Consider the following 13,037-nt stretch of genomic DNA (forward strand, 5'->3'; position numbering starts at 1 on the left):
GGCGGGACCCGGCTCATCACCGTGTCCCGCCCAATCTCAGGGAGACAAAGCAGTAATGAGCATTGTGGTACCAGAATGCCGGATTCGAATCAAGCAAAATTCCTCGAGATCGTACCAGGCCCTCCGTATGGGGGAGGGCCTGGCTTTACGACCTAGAGGATCGCGACCGTATCCGCCTGCGGGCCCTTCAGCCCCAGGGTGGTGGTGACGCGAACGCGCTGACCGGATTCCAGGGTCTTGATCCCGGAGCGCTCCAGCGCCTTCACGTGAACGAACACGTCCTTGCCGCCCTCGTCGCAGGCGACGAAGCCGAAGCCCTTCTCGGCCGAGAAGAACTTGACCACGCCTTCGACGGTCTGGGTCGGGCCGCGCTCTTCCCGGCGCGGGGCGCGCGGGGTGGCGGTGGTGCTGTCCACTTCATGGACCATCACCACCTGCGGGCCGCGCTGGCCGGCGCCCAGGTCCACCACCAGGGTGGCGCCTTCGGCGACCTGGGTCAGGCCGGCGCGCTCGAGGGCGGAAATGTGCAGGAAGGCGTCCGGGCTGCCGTCGGAGGGGGCGACGAAGCCGAAGCCCTTGGAGGCATTGAACCACTTCACAGTGGCGGTGACGTTCGCCTGACTGACCATCTGACGGTCAAAAGAGCTCGGTGCCATCGGCCGCGACGGGCGCGGATCGAAAGCCGGTTCGCCAAAGTCGTCCCGACGACCGCGACCGCGCTCGCCCCTGCCATGATTATCTCGGTTCCATGCCATGTGTCATTCTCGTCGTAAGTAAACAAAATCCCCCGCACCCACGCGAGGGCATTCCGCCCGGCTCGTGCGTGCCAAGGTCAGCCTGAACCTATATCATTACCTGAGAATCATGCCTCCGCATAGGGGCTTACGGGGCGTCTGCGGCCTCAGAATGAGCTTTTTTTCGTGCTGCACTGCGGTCGTCAGGCTGAAGCAGCCGGTACAACCCCATGGTCAGGCCGACCACGATGACGCCGGAAAAGGCGACGTCGGAAACGAAATGCCCGCCTTGGGCGATGCGCACCAATCCCATGGCGGCGCCGAAGGCGAAGGCGGCGGCCAGGGCGGCCGGGCGGCGGCGGCGAGGGGCCAGCAGGGCCAGCGATACCGTCCAGAAGCCCAGAGCCGCATGGCCGGACGGGAACGAGCAATTGTCCGGGCACTGGTCCGACATGACCAGGGCCGGCGTGAACTGCCGGTCCGGCTGGTGTCCGGCATTGAACTGGGCGATGGTCGAGGGCCGCGCCCGTCCCCAATTGTCCTTGAGGATCAGGTTGACCACCAGGCCGGGGCCGAGCGCCAGGGACCCCACCACCAGCAGCGCCATGGCCGGGCGGATGCCGGCCACGGGACGCTTGAGGATGGCGGCGGCGGTTCCCGCCAGGCCGATCAGGCCTGCGGTGGCGAACAGGAAGAGGGGCAGCGTCTTGCGGGCGAATTCCCCCAGGGGATGAACCCGGAAGGGAAAGCTGCGGCTCGCCGGGTCGAAGAACAGGGACGAGACGGCGATGTCGATGCCCGGAAACAGCACCAGGGGCACCAGGGCGGCAATCGCCCAGCCCCAGGGATTGCGCAACAGGCCAGGCGCCATCAGCCGTCCTCGAGATGGAACAGTCCCGACAATCCGATCAGGCCGGCGAACAGGGGCGGGGTCCAGGCCGCCAGCGTCTGCGGCAGGGTGGCCGACAGGCCCAGGGCGTAGATCACCTTGGAGAAGAAGTAGACGGCGAATCCAGCGGCCACGCCGCCGCCGATGCGGGCCAGCAATCCGCCCGACCTCGTGTTGGGGCGCAGCGAGAAGACGGCGGCCATCAGCACCATGCCGCAATACAGCACCGGCGAGGCCAGCAGCGACTGCATGTACAGGCGATGCTTGTTGGCGGTGAAGCCGGCCCGCTCGAAAAAGCGGATGAATCCCGGCAATTGCCAGAAAGACAGGGTTTCGGGTGCTGCGAAATTGTCGTGGATGCGCGACAGCGTCAGCTGGGTGGGGATGCGCATCTGCTCCAGGAAGACCGAGGGCTTGCCGCCTTCCATCACCCAGGCGCGCCGCACTTCGAAGGTGCCGTCGATCAGCGAGGCGCTCTCGGCGGCGATGCGCTGGTGGAAGTGGTCGGGGCGGTCGTACAGGAAGAACTGGGCGTCCCTGATGTGCAGGACCAGACCTTCCTGGCGCACGGATTCGGAATAGACCACCATCTCGCCGTCGTTATGGGGCTCGCGCAGCCACAGCCCGCCCTCGGACAGGTCGAAGGCGCTGGGCTTGTTGCTCAGCAACTCGTCCTGCAGCCGCTCGTAGCGGCCGTACATGGCTGCCGCCATGGGGTTGAAGGCGGTGATCTCGAACACGCCGAACACCCCGGCCACGAACAGCACCGGGGTGATGAACTGCCAGACCGAGATGCCGGCGGCGCGGGCCACCACCAGTTCATGGGTGCGGGTCAGGCGCCAGAAGCACACCATGGCGCCGATCATCACCGCGAAGGGCAGCACCGTGTGCAGCATCTGCGGCAGCTTGAAGAACGCCATCAGCATGATGGGGGCGATGCCCAGGTCGGGACGGGCGGCGGCCCGGCGGATCAGCTCGATGACGTCGAACAGCAGGATGATCCCTAAAATCACCAGCAGCACCGTGGCGAAGGCCGAGGCGAACTGACGCCCGATATAGCCGCTCATGATGGGGGAAAGACGCATGGTGCCCGAAATTCGCTGCCGTTCGATGAAAGCGGAGTATAGAGGTTTCCCGTCTCCCCGTGTCATAAACCTTTTCGACTGACAGCAAGGAAACGAGGCGATGGTCACGCTGACGCGCATCTATACCCGGACGGGCGACAAGGGCAAGACCTCTCTGGGCGATGGCACCAGGGTGGGAAAGCATGACCTCCGGGTCGAGGCCTACGGCACCGTGGACGAGGCCAATGCGGTGATCGGGCTGGCCCGCCTGCATGCCGGTGCCGACATGATGGGGCTTCTGGAACTGCTGCAGAACGATCTGTTCGACCTGGGGGCCGATCTGTGCACGCCTGCTGGCGCCGACGAGGCCGCCGGTTCCCGCCTGCGCATCGTCCAGTCCCAGGTGGACCGGCTGGAGGCAGAGATCGACGCGGCCAACGAGAAGCTGGCGCCGCTCACCTCCTTCATTTTGCCCGCCGGCTCCGCCCTGGCCGCCCATCTGCATCACGCCCGCACCGTGGTGCGCCGGGCCGAGCGCCTGATGGTCGCCCTGGCCGAGGTCGAGGCGGTCAATCCCGCCGCCATCATCTACGCCAACCGGCTTTCCGATCTGCTGTTCGTCCTGGCCCGTCTGGCCAACGGCAACGGTGCCGCCGACGTGCTGTGGGTGCCGGGGGGTGCGCGTTGACAACCCCAACCTCCCGTCATATTGTGCAATGCAATAGTAAATTCCGCCCGGCGATGCCGATTTATGCGCACTCCGGATTAGAGGATTGAAAGACAAATGAAAGTCCTGGTCGCGATCAAGCGGGTGATCGACTACAACGTCAAGATTCGCGTGAAGTCGGATGGTTCTGGGGTCGAGACCCAGAACGTGAAGTTCTCCATGAATCCGTTCGACGAGATCGCGGTGGAAGAGGCGGTTCGCCTCAAGGAAGCCGGCAAGGCCACCGAAGTTGTGGTGGTCTCCATCGGCCCGGCGGCGGCGTCGGAGACGCTGCGCACCGCGCTGGCCATGGGCGCCGATCGCGGCATCCTGGTGCAGACGGACGACGAGGTGCAGCCCCTGGGCGTCGCCAAGGCCCTGAAGGCCCTGGTGGAGAAGGAGGCCCCCGGCCTGATCATCCTGGGCAAGCAGGCCATCGACGACGATTCCAACCAGACCGGCCAGATGCTGGCCGCGCTGCTGGGCCGCCCCCAGGGCACCTTCGCCAGCAAGGTGGAGATCGGCTCGGATGCGGTCACCGTGACCCGCGAGATCGACGGCGGCCTGGAGACGGTGAGCCTCAAGCTGCCGGCGGTGGTGACCACCGACCTGCGCCTGAACGAGCCGCGCTACGCCTCGCTGCCCAACATCATGAAGGCCAAGAAGAAGCCCATCGACACGGTTTCGCCGGCCGATCTGGGCGTCGACATCGCCCCGCGCCTGGTCACCCTTTCGGTGGCCGAGCCGCCCAAGCGTTCCGCCGGCATCAAGGTGGCCGACGTGGCCGCCCTGGTGGACAAGCTCAAGAACGAAGCGAAGGTGATCTGATCATGACCGTTCTCGTCATTGCCGAGCACGAGGGCGGCGCTCTCAAATCCGCCACGCTGAACACCGTTACCGCCGCCACCAGGATCGGCGGCGACGTCCATGTGCTGGTCGCCGGTGCGGGCATCGGCGCGGTGGCCGAGGCCGCCGCCAAGGTGGCGGGCGTCGCCAAAGTGCTGGCCGCCGATGCCGCCCTTTACGCGCATACCCTGGCCGAGCCCCTGGCCGCCCTGGTGGTCTCCCTGGCCGGCGGTTACAGCCACATCCTGGCGCCCGCCACCACGGGGGGCAAGAACGTGGCGCCCCGCGTCGCGGCGCTCTTGGACGTGGCCCAGATCTCCGAGATCACCGCGGTAGTGTCGGCCGACACCTTCGTGCGGCCCATCTATGCCGGCAACGCCCTGGCCACCGTGCAGAGCAAGGATGCCGTCAAGGTGATCACCGTGCGCGGCACCGGCTTCGAGGCCGCCAAGGCCGAAGGCGGCTCCGCTTCGGTGGAAACCGTGGCGGCCGCCGCCGACCCGGCCCTGTCGGCTTACGTGGGCAGCCAGCTGTCCAAGTCCGAGCGCCCCGAGCTGACCTCGGCGCGCATCATCATCTCGGGCGGTCGCGGCATGCAGTCGGGCGACAACTTCCACCTGCTGGAAGCGGTGGCCGACAAGCTGGGGGCCGCCGTGGGGGCATCCCGCGCCGCCGTGGACGCCGGCTTCGTGCCCAACGACTTCCAGGTGGGCCAGACCGGCAAGATCGTCGCCCCCGACCTCTACATCGCCGTCGGCATCTCGGGCGCCATCCAGCACCTGGCCGGCATGAAGGATTCCAAGGTCATCGTCGCCATCAACAAGGACGAAGAGGCCCCCATCTTCCAGGTCGCCGATTACGGCCTGGTCGCGGATCTCTTCAAGGTGTTGCCCGACCTGGCGGCCGAGCTGAACAAGTAATCATCCATCAATCTGCCCAACGGCAAACGCCCTACCATCCGGGAGCCTGACAATGACTGCTATCAAGAAGATCGGTGTTATCGGCGCGGGCCAGATGGGCAATGGTATCGCCCATGTCTGCGCCGCCGCCGGTTTTGACGTGATCCTGCTCGACATCAACGAAGAGGCCCTGAAGAAGGGCCTCTCCACCATCACCAAGAACCTGGACCGCGCCCTGTCCAAGGGCAAGCTGACCGAGGCTGACAAGGCCGCCACGCTCGGCCGCATCAAGTCGACCACCGCCTATGCCGATTTCTCGGACAGCGACCTGGTCATCGAGGCCGCCACCGAGGACGAGAAGGTCAAGCGGGCCATCTTCGCCCAGCTCTGCCCGGTGCTGAAGCCCGAAGCCCACATCGCGTCCAACACCTCGTCGCTGTCCATCACCCGCCTGGGTGCCGCCACCGACCGCCCCGCCAAGTTCATGGGCATGCACTTCATGAACCCGGTGCCGGTCATGCAGCTGGTCGAGCTGATCCGCGGCATCGCCACCAGCGAGGAGACCTTCTCCCTGGTGCGCGAGATGACCTTGAAGCTGGGCAAGAAGCCGGTCTCGGCCGAAGACTTCCCCGCCTTCATCGTCAACCGCATCCTGCTGCCCATGATCAACGAGGCGGTCTACACCCTGTACGAAGGCGTCGGCTCGGTGACCTGCATCGACACCGCCATGAAGCTGGGCGCCAACCACCCCATGGGCCCGCTGGAACTGGCCGACTTCATCGGCCTCGACACCTGTCTGGCGGTGATGCAGGTGCTGCATGACGGCCTGGCCGACACCAAGTACCGCCCCTGCCCGCTGCTGGTGAAGTACGTCGAAGCCGGCTGGCTGGGCCGCAAGACCGGCCGCGGCTTCTACGACTACACCGGCGAGACCCCGGTTCCGACCCGCTGATCCGGCGGCTTCGGTCGAAACGAGGGCGGGAGGCCACGGCTTCCCGCCCTTTTTCTTTGCCGTTGGGGAAACGCGGGGCGGCAGCCCGCCGGACGGGCGCGGATCACCGGGACAAGCCCGGTGATGACGGCCTCACGTGGGCAGGGGGGGCTTATGCCGCCCCGTGGCAGTGCTTGTACTTCTTGCCCGAGCCGCAGGGGCACGGCGCGTTGCGGGGCGTCGAGGACCAGGTGGTGGAATCGTTGGGGTCCACGGCGGTGTTGCGCTGGGTGAAGGCCACCGAGGCGCCTTCGCCGCCCGAGAAGGCGGGGTCCTCGCGGGTTTCGCGGGTGCGGGTGCTGCGCTGGGGCGTCAGGGCCTGCTCGGCCTCTTCCTCGTTGGAGAAGCGCAGCTGGACATGGGCCAGGATGGAGGTGACGCGCTCGCGCAGGTCGAGCAGCATCTGCTCGAACATGTTGAAGGCTTCGCGCTTGTACTCGTTCAAGGGATCGCGCTGGGCGTAGGCGCGCAAGGAAATGCCCTGGCGCAGGTGGTCGAGCTGGAGCAGGTGCTCCTTCCACGCCTGGTCGAGGATCTGCAGCAGCATGCTCTTTTCGACCATGCGCATGGTGTCGGGGCCGTATTCCGCCGCCTTGGCCGCCGCCTTGCGGTCGGCGTGGTCGGTGATGCGGATGCGGATTTCCTGGTCGGCGATGCCTTCTTCCTTGGCCCAATCGGCGATGGGCAGGTCCAGGTTGAAGACGCGCAGCACTTCCTCGTGCAGGGCCGCCACGTCCCACTGGTCGGCATAGGCGCGTTCGGGGATGCAGCGGGCGACCATCTCGGCGATGACCTCGTGGCGGAAGGCGACGATCTCCTCAGAGACGTCGTCGGCGCTCATCAGGTCCTTGCGCTGTTCGTAGATGACCTTGCGCTGGTCGTTCATCACGTCGTCGAACTTCAGCAGGTTCTTGCGGATGTCGAAGTTGCGGGCCTCGACCTTCTGCTGGGCCTTTTCCAGGGCCTTGTTGATCCAGGGATGGACGATGGCCTCGCCGTCCTTGAGACCCAGCTTCTGCAGCATGCCGTCCATGCGCTGCGAGCCGAAGATGCGCATCAGGTCGTCTTCCAGCGACAGGAAGAACTTGCTTGCCCCCGGATCGCCCTGGCGGCCCGAGCGGCCGCGCAGCTGGTTGTCGATGCGCCGGGATTCGTGGCGCTCCGAGCCCACCACGTAGAGGCCGCCGGCCTCGCGCACCTTCTGCTTGTTGGCTTCGATCTCGGCCTTGATGCCGTCGATGCGCTTGGCGCGCTCGGCCGGGTCGGTGATTTCGGCCAGCTCCATCCTGGTGCGCATGTCCAGGTTGCCGCCCAGCTGGATGTCGGTGCCGCGGCCCGCCATGTTGGTGGCGATGGTCACGCCGCCGGGCACGCCGGCCTGGGCGACGATATAGGCTTCCTGCTCGTGGTAGCGGGCGTTCAGAACCTGGTGGGGAATCTTCTTCTTCTTCAGCATGTCCGACAGCAGCTCGGACTTCTCGATGGAGGTGGTGCCCACCAGGACCGGCTGCATGCGGCCACGGCATTCCTCGATCAGGGTGACGATGGCCTCGTACTTCTCACGCGCGGTGCGATAGACCTCGTCGTCGAAATCCTTGCGGCTGACCGCCAGATTGGTGGGAATCTCCACCACTTCGAGATTGTAGATTTCCTGGAATTCGCCGGCCTCGGTCATGGCGGTGCCGGTCATGCCGGCCAGCTTGGGGTAGAGGCGGAAATAGTTCTGGAAGGTGATCGAGGCGAGCGTCTGGTTCTCGTTCTGGATGGTGACGCCTTCCTTGGCCTCCAGCGCCTGATGCAGGCCCTCGGAATAGCGGCGGCCTTCCATCATGCGGCCGGTGAACTCGTCGATGATGACGACCTTGTCGTTCTTGACGATGTAGTCCACGTCGCGGGTGAACAGCTTGTGGGCGCGCAGCGCCTGATTGACGTGATGGACCAGCGACACGTTGCCGATGTCGTACAGCGTGCCCTTCATCAGGTCGGCGGCGCGCAGCATCTCTTCCACGTGTTCGGTGCCGCGGTCGGTGAGCGTCACGGCGCGCACCTTCTCGTCCTTCTCGAAATCCTCGGGCACCAGGGACGGCATCAGCTTGTCCACCAGGCGGTAGAGCTCGGAATTGTCCTCGGTGGGGCCGGAGATGATCAGGGGCGTGCGCGCCTCGTCCACCAGGATCGAGTCCACTTCGTCGACGATGGCGTAGTTAAAGGGCCGCTGGACCATTTCCTCCAGGCGGAACTTCATGTTGTCGCGCAGATAGTCGAAGCCCAGCTCGTTGTTGGTGCCGTAGGTGACGTCGCAGGCATAAGCCTGCTGGCGCTCGAGGTCGTCCAGGCCATGGGTGATGACGCCGACGGAAAGGCCGAGGAAACGGTAGATCTGGCCCATCCATTCGGAATCGCGGGCGGCCAGATAGTCGTTGACGGTGACCACGTGCACGCCCTTGGCCGACAGCGCGTTGAGGTAGACCGGCAGCGTGGCCACCAGGGTCTTGCCTTCACCGGTGCGCATCTCGGAGATGCGGCCCTGGTGCAGAACCATGCCGCCCAGCAGCTGGACGTCGAAATGGCGCTGCCCCAACGTGCGCTTGGCGGCTTCGCGGACCGTGGCGAAGGCTTCCACCAGCAGATCGTCCAGCTGGGCGCCGTTTTCGAGGCGGGCGCGGAACTCGGCGGTCTTGGCCTGGAGCTCGTCGTCGGAAAGCTTCTCGAAGGCCGGCTCGAGGGCGTTGATGGCCTCGACATGCTTTTTCAGCGGCTTGAGAACTCGGTCGTTGGCGGTTCCGAAGATCCGCCGGGCAAGGGCGCCGAACATGAAGCTTCCCCAAGGTAAGAGAGCAGGCCCGTGGAAAGGGGCCAATCGTGACCGGCAACAGATAGAGGCCGGCCCGCCATCTGTCAATGTCGCGGGCCGGTTTCGAGGCGATGGAATGCCGGTTTTCAGGCGGCGCGGCGCAACGCCTCGGCCATTTCCTCCAGCAGGGCGAGGACCTGGCGCGAGGTGTCGTTCAGCCGGTCCACCTCGGCCATGGCGGCATCCACCTCGCCGCGGGCGTAAAGCTCCAGCGCCCGCTTGCCGTGGGCATGGACCGCCTGGTGCGGCTCCTGCAGGCGGGCATAGGCGGGCAGGCGGGTCAGCCGCTCGTCCTTCAGGCCGTCGTACCACTTGCCCAGGCGGCAGGTATGGTGGTCGGCCAGCTTGTCGGGCGTCAGCTCGTTGCGGCCCATGATGCGGTCGATGATGGAGCGCTTGAAGCGGATATGGTCGTTCTTGGCCACCTGCAGCAGGGATTCGGCGGTGCCCAGCTTGGCGAAATCCTCGGCGCGGCGGTCCAGCACGCCCGCCGCCTCGGTCATGGCGCCCAGCACCTGGGCGATTTCGCCGAGATTGTGTTCGGCCAGATTGGCGATCTCGCCGGTGGCGGACGAGACCTCGGCGGCGGCGGCGTTCTGCTGGCTGAGAATGCCGGCGATGTCGTGCATGCGCCGGGTCACCCCGTCGATGCGCCCGGCGATGGCTTCCAGCCCGCCGGTCACCTGGCCCACGGCGGTCATGCCCTCGTGGGCGGCGCCGCGCGAGCGTTCCATGGAGGCGCGGGCGCCGTCCATGTCGGCGACCAGCGCCTCGATGCGCGAACGGATGTCGATGGTGGCCTTGGCGGTCTGGTTGGCCAGGGTCTTGACCTCGCCCGCCACGACAGCAAAGCCTTTTCCGGCCTCGCCCGCCCTGGCGGCCTCGATGGTGGCGTTCAAGGCCAGCAGGTTGGTCTGGCCGGCGATGTCCTCGATCTGGTTGGTGATGGCGGCGATCTGGTCCGAGGCGCCGGACAGGGCCTCGATCTTGGCGCCCACGTCGGACACCGCCTGCAGCAGCCCGTCCATGGCCTGGCGGGCGGTGGCGGTGGCGGCGACGCCGTCCTGGGCGGCGGCTTCGGCGTCCGAGGCCTCGCCGGCGGCGATTTCCGAGGATTGGGCGATGGTGTTGACCGAGGCCACCAGTTGCTCGATGGCGCTGGCGATGGACTGGCTCTGCTCGGAGGCGCGGCGGACCGAACCGGACATGCGGGCCAGCACCACGCCGGCCTCGTTGCTCTGCATGGCGGCCTCGACGATGCCTTCCAACTGCAGCTGCATGCCGTCCTGAAGGGATTTCTGCCCCTGTTCCAGCTCGGCCAGGCTTTTCTGCTGGGCGGCTTCCAGTTCGGCGGTGCGTTCCACTTCCCGCTGCACCACGTGGACGGCGCGGGCCATGTGGCCGATCTCGTCGTTGCGCTCCTGGCCGGGAATGGTCACCGAGAAATCGCGCCGGGCGATGCGGTCCATGGCGGCGCTCATGGCCAGCACCGGCCCGGTGATGGAACGGCTGAGCACGATGCCCAGGATCACCGCCACCACCACGGCGCCCAGGATCAGGCCGGTCATGGTGCGGCGCGCTTCCGCCAGCTGGGCGGCGTAATGGGAGGCGTCCATGGCGATCTCGGCCACGCCCAAGGGCTTGCCGCCGTAATCCTTGACGGCGCGGCCCAGGACGGCGACGCGGCCGCCCTTGTCGGTCTCCACGGCCTTGATCACGTCCCGGCCGCCCAGGGCGGCGGCGATCTCGGCGGGCGAGAGCGCGGAAGTGGCGATAGTGCCGGCGAAGATCTTGAAGTCGTCCTTGGCCTTGACGTGCAGCGCCACGTCGACGCCGAACGCCTTCTTGAACTCGGCGAAGAAGGGCTGGCCGAAGGACAGGCCGAACTCCACCGATCCCACGTGGCGGCCCTCGTCGAACAGCGGCATCAGCCCGCGCACGCCCAGTCCGGCCACGCCGTATTCCAGGCCATGGGTGGGCTTCTGCGTGGCGTTGGTCTCCACCACCGTCTGGCGTATGGCCGACAGGTCGTCGCCGAACTTGGCCGGCGCGTGGACGCGCAGGAACGAGGTGGCGGGCGGGGTGTGGAACTGGAACTGCTCGATGCCGAAGGGCTGGGCGATGGCCTTGAAGGTGGGGATCATCTGGGCGGCCAGGGCGTCACGGCTGCCGGTGGCGACCAGATGGGGGACGCCGGGCAGGTTGGCCACCAGGGCGGCCATGGCCTGCGCCTGATCGGCCGAGCCGCCGATGGAATCGGCCAGTTGCTCGAAGCGGCCCATCAGTTCCCGCTGCTCGGCCTGCTCGATCAGGGATACCGCATGGTTGTTGCTGAACCAACCCAAAGTGGCGGCGGTGCCCACCGACATGGCGACCAGGGCTGCGCCGAAACGCGCGGCAATTCCAAAGGCCATGGGCTATTCGTTCCTTCCCCTGAAATGTTGCGCCGGTTCAATGCCCGGGCTCGGCCGTTCCGGGGGGAGGCGGTTCATCGGCCCCGCACGCCGGGAACGCATGGATGTAAAATAAATCCCCCATAAGAGGAGAACATTATTTAATCCAAATGTCTTAATATTAGCAACCGGTGATTTGGTCTGACCATTTTCGACCAACCGGAGCTTGGGGCGCGGACAAGCCTGGGTTATAAGAGCCCCACTCCCCCAAGGCCCCTTGGCGGAACTGGTAGACGCAAGCGACTTAAAATCGCTCGCCTTCGGGCGTGCCGGTTCGATTCCGGCAGGGGCCACCAAAGCATGGGACTCGGCCGGGAAATTGGGCTTCGCGGCGATGGAAGAGGGACCGGGAATGACTGACGAGGCCTGGGACGACGAAGTGAGCCGGCGTCTTGTCGCCCTCGAAAGCCGGCTTTCCCACCATGAGGTCATGGCAGAGGAATTGTCCGAGGTCGCGGCGCGGCAGGGCCGCGTCATCGACGATCTTGCGGCCGAGATTCGTCGCCTGCGCGCTCGTCTTGCCGCGGCGGAGGCCGGGTATGCGCCTTCGCAGCAGGATGAGAAGCCGCCGCCGCATTATTAACGTCAGGGGGGATGCCGATGATCGGGAACGACGGGAAGCCGGTGACGCGCGATCAGATCCGCGCCGCCATCGCCACATACAATTCCGGTAATCGCGGTTCCAGGGAATTCGCGGCCATTCCCCGCGCCCTGGTCACCATCCTTGACAATCTTGCGGTGGGCAAGACCGCTTACGTCAAGGGCGGCGACGGACAGCTTCAGATCACGCGCCGGAAAGATAAATCCATCGCCGCGGCCTAAGACTCAGCCTGCGGCCCGCTCCAGCCAGGCGGCCAGGTCGTCGGTGATGTGGTGGACGTGGGAGAGGTCGCCCGAATCCTGGCCCAGCACCTCGGTGTCGGGGTGGCCGTCCTCCCTGACCCACAGGGTGGTCATGCCGATGGCGGCGGCGGGACGCAGGTTGCGGTGGATGTCCTCGACCATCAGCGCCGCGGCCGGGTCGACGGCGTGGCGGTCGATCATCAACTGGTAGCATTCGGGCTGGGGCTTGGGGATGAAGCGCGCCGCCCTGATGTCGAAGATGCCCTCGAAATGCCGCGTCAGCCCCAGCCGGGCCAGCACGTTCTCGGCATGGCGCTCCGAGCCGTTGGTGAAGATCAACTTGCGCCCCGCCAGCCCGGCCAGGGCGGCGTCGAGGCGGGGCGCCGCGTCCAGCACCGTGCAGTCGATGTCGTGGACGAAGGCCAGGAACGCCTCGGGCTCGATCTTGTGCATCAGCATCAGCCCGCGCAGGGTGGTGCCGAATTCGCGATAATAGCGTTTCTGCAGCGCGAAGGCCTCGTCCAGCGACAGGTGCAGGCGGTCGGCGATGAAGCGGCGCATGCGCACGTCGATCTGGGGGAACAGGCTGGACGACGCCGGATAGAGCGTGTTGTCCAGGTCGAAGACCCAGGTCTCGATGCGCGACAGATCGGGAAAGTCCTTGTCCATGGGCAAGACGTAGCGCGCTCCGGCCTCCAAGGCAAGCCATCCCCCTTTAGGGGATCGTTAAGTGCACATACCTATGTTAAGGAGGATGG

General features: G+C 66.2%; 12 protein-coding genes and 1 tRNA gene. 7 read left to right on the forward strand and 6 right to left on the reverse strand.

Annotated elements, in window-relative coordinates:
- Nucleotides 1–152: 152 nt before the first annotated feature.
- The 3 genes from WV31_RS22730 to lptG all read right to left on the reverse strand — a co-directional run bounded on the left by WV31_RS22730 (nucleotide 153) and on the right by lptG (nucleotide 2,708).
- On the reverse strand, nucleotides 153–755 hold the full coding sequence (locus tag WV31_RS22730) for a cold-shock protein (RefSeq protein WP_085374424.1): 603 nt from the start codon (nucleotides 753–755) through the stop codon (nucleotides 153–155).
- A 127-nt stretch (nucleotides 756–882) separates the two neighbouring features.
- A complete protein-coding gene (locus WV31_RS15545) occupies nucleotides 883–1,605 on the reverse strand; it encodes a phosphatase PAP2 family protein (protein ID WP_085374425.1) in 723 nt (240 codons plus the stop codon).
- Complete coding sequence (gene lptG / locus WV31_RS15550; protein ID WP_085374426.1) at nucleotides 1,605–2,708, reverse strand: LPS export ABC transporter permease LptG; 1,104 nt, start codon at nucleotides 2,706–2,708, stop codon at nucleotides 1,605–1,607. Before lptG ends, WV31_RS15545 begins: the two co-directional genes overlap by 1 nt.
- Before the next feature lie 100 nt (nucleotides 2,709–2,808).
- On the opposite strand from lptG, the gene WV31_RS15555 reads away from it, so the two are divergent.
- The 4 genes from WV31_RS15555 (at nucleotide 2,809) to WV31_RS15570 (ending at nucleotide 6,090) form a co-directional block, all read left to right on the forward strand.
- Nucleotides 2,809–3,375, forward strand: a complete 567-nt coding sequence (locus WV31_RS15555) for a cob(I)yrinic acid a,c-diamide adenosyltransferase (RefSeq protein ID WP_085374427.1) — start codon at nucleotides 2,809–2,811, stop codon at nucleotides 3,373–3,375.
- A gap of 96 nt (nucleotides 3,376–3,471) precedes the next feature.
- On the forward strand, nucleotides 3,472–4,221 hold the full coding sequence (locus tag WV31_RS15560; protein ID WP_085372587.1) for an electron transfer flavoprotein subunit beta/FixA family protein: 750 nt from the start codon (nucleotides 3,472–3,474) through the stop codon (nucleotides 4,219–4,221).
- A gap of 2 nt (nucleotides 4,222–4,223) precedes the next feature.
- Nucleotides 4,224–5,159 (forward strand): electron transfer flavoprotein subunit alpha/FixB family protein, encoded by a 936-nt coding sequence (locus WV31_RS15565; RefSeq protein ID WP_085374428.1) that lies wholly within the window; start codon nucleotides 4,224–4,226, stop codon nucleotides 5,157–5,159.
- Between the two features lie 52 nt (nucleotides 5,160–5,211).
- Nucleotides 5,212–6,090, forward strand: a complete 879-nt coding sequence (locus WV31_RS15570; RefSeq protein WP_085374429.1) for a 3-hydroxybutyryl-CoA dehydrogenase — start codon at nucleotides 5,212–5,214, stop codon at nucleotides 6,088–6,090.
- A gap of 151 nt (nucleotides 6,091–6,241) precedes the next feature.
- Here the strand turns inward: WV31_RS15570 and secA are convergent, their stop codons facing one another.
- On the reverse strand, nucleotides 6,242–8,944 hold the full coding sequence (secA, locus tag WV31_RS15575; RefSeq protein ID WP_085374430.1) for a preprotein translocase subunit SecA: 2,703 nt from the start codon (nucleotides 8,942–8,944) through the stop codon (nucleotides 6,242–6,244).
- A gap of 125 nt (nucleotides 8,945–9,069) precedes the next feature.
- On the reverse strand, nucleotides 9,070–11,397 hold the full coding sequence (locus WV31_RS15580; protein WP_085374431.1) for a methyl-accepting chemotaxis protein: 2,328 nt from the start codon (nucleotides 11,395–11,397) through the stop codon (nucleotides 9,070–9,072).
- Nucleotides 11,398–11,647: 250 nt separating this feature from the next.
- Between WV31_RS15580 and WV31_RS15585 the strand changes: the two genes are divergently transcribed.
- The 3 genes from WV31_RS15585 to WV31_RS15595 all read left to right on the forward strand — a co-directional run bounded on the left by WV31_RS15585 (nucleotide 11,648) and on the right by WV31_RS15595 (nucleotide 12,258).
- Nucleotides 11,648–11,732, forward strand: a tRNA-Leu gene (locus WV31_RS15585).
- A 56-nt stretch (nucleotides 11,733–11,788) separates the two neighbouring features.
- Nucleotides 11,789–12,019, forward strand: coding sequence for a SlyX family protein (locus WV31_RS15590; protein WP_085374432.1), 231 nt, complete (start codon nucleotides 11,789–11,791; stop codon nucleotides 12,017–12,019).
- A gap of 17 nt (nucleotides 12,020–12,036) precedes the next feature.
- Nucleotides 12,037–12,258: a hypothetical protein gene (locus WV31_RS15595; RefSeq protein ID WP_085375604.1), complete on the forward strand. Its 222-nt coding sequence runs from the start codon at nucleotides 12,037–12,039 to the stop codon at nucleotides 12,256–12,258.
- A gap of 3 nt (nucleotides 12,259–12,261) precedes the next feature.
- Here the strand turns inward: WV31_RS15595 and WV31_RS15600 are convergent, their stop codons facing one another.
- Nucleotides 12,262–12,978 (reverse strand): pyrimidine 5'-nucleotidase, encoded by a 717-nt coding sequence (locus WV31_RS15600; RefSeq protein ID WP_085374433.1) that lies wholly within the window; start codon nucleotides 12,976–12,978, stop codon nucleotides 12,262–12,264.
- Between the last annotated feature and the right edge of the window lie 59 nt (nucleotides 12,979–13,037).

Source organism: Magnetospirillum sp. ME-1, from assembly GCF_002105535.1.
Taxonomy (GTDB): domain Bacteria; phylum Pseudomonadota; class Alphaproteobacteria; order Rhodospirillales; family Magnetospirillaceae; genus Phaeospirillum.

Coding starts and splice junctions, on each gene's coding strand:
- secA (WP_085374430.1), bottom strand. CDS start 8,944: ATGTTCGGCGCCCTTGCCCGGCGGATCTTCGGAACCGCCAACGACCGA.
- WV31_RS15555 (WP_085374427.1), top strand. CDS start 2,809: ATGGTCACGCTGACGCGCATCTATACCCGGACGGGCGACAAGGGCAAG.
- WV31_RS15545 (WP_085374425.1), bottom strand. CDS start 1,605: ATGGCGCCTGGCCTGTTGCGCAATCCCTGGGGCTGGGCGATTGCCGCC.
- WV31_RS15565 (WP_085374428.1), top strand. CDS start 4,224: ATGACCGTTCTCGTCATTGCCGAGCACGAGGGCGGCGCTCTCAAATCC.
- WV31_RS15560 (WP_085372587.1), top strand. CDS start 3,472: ATGAAAGTCCTGGTCGCGATCAAGCGGGTGATCGACTACAACGTCAAG.
- WV31_RS15580 (WP_085374431.1), bottom strand. CDS start 11,397: ATGGCCTTTGGAATTGCCGCGCGTTTCGGCGCAGCCCTGGTCGCCATG.
- WV31_RS15570 (WP_085374429.1), top strand. CDS start 5,212: ATGACTGCTATCAAGAAGATCGGTGTTATCGGCGCGGGCCAGATGGGC.
- WV31_RS15590 (WP_085374432.1), top strand. CDS start 11,789: ATGACTGACGAGGCCTGGGACGACGAAGTGAGCCGGCGTCTTGTCGCC.
- WV31_RS15595 (WP_085375604.1), top strand. CDS start 12,037: ATGATCGGGAACGACGGGAAGCCGGTGACGCGCGATCAGATCCGCGCC.
- lptG (WP_085374426.1), bottom strand. CDS start 2,708: ATGCGTCTTTCCCCCATCATGAGCGGCTATATCGGGCGTCAGTTCGCC.
- WV31_RS22730 (WP_085374424.1), bottom strand. CDS start 755: ATGGCATGGAACCGAGATAATCATGGCAGGGGCGAGCGCGGTCGCGGT.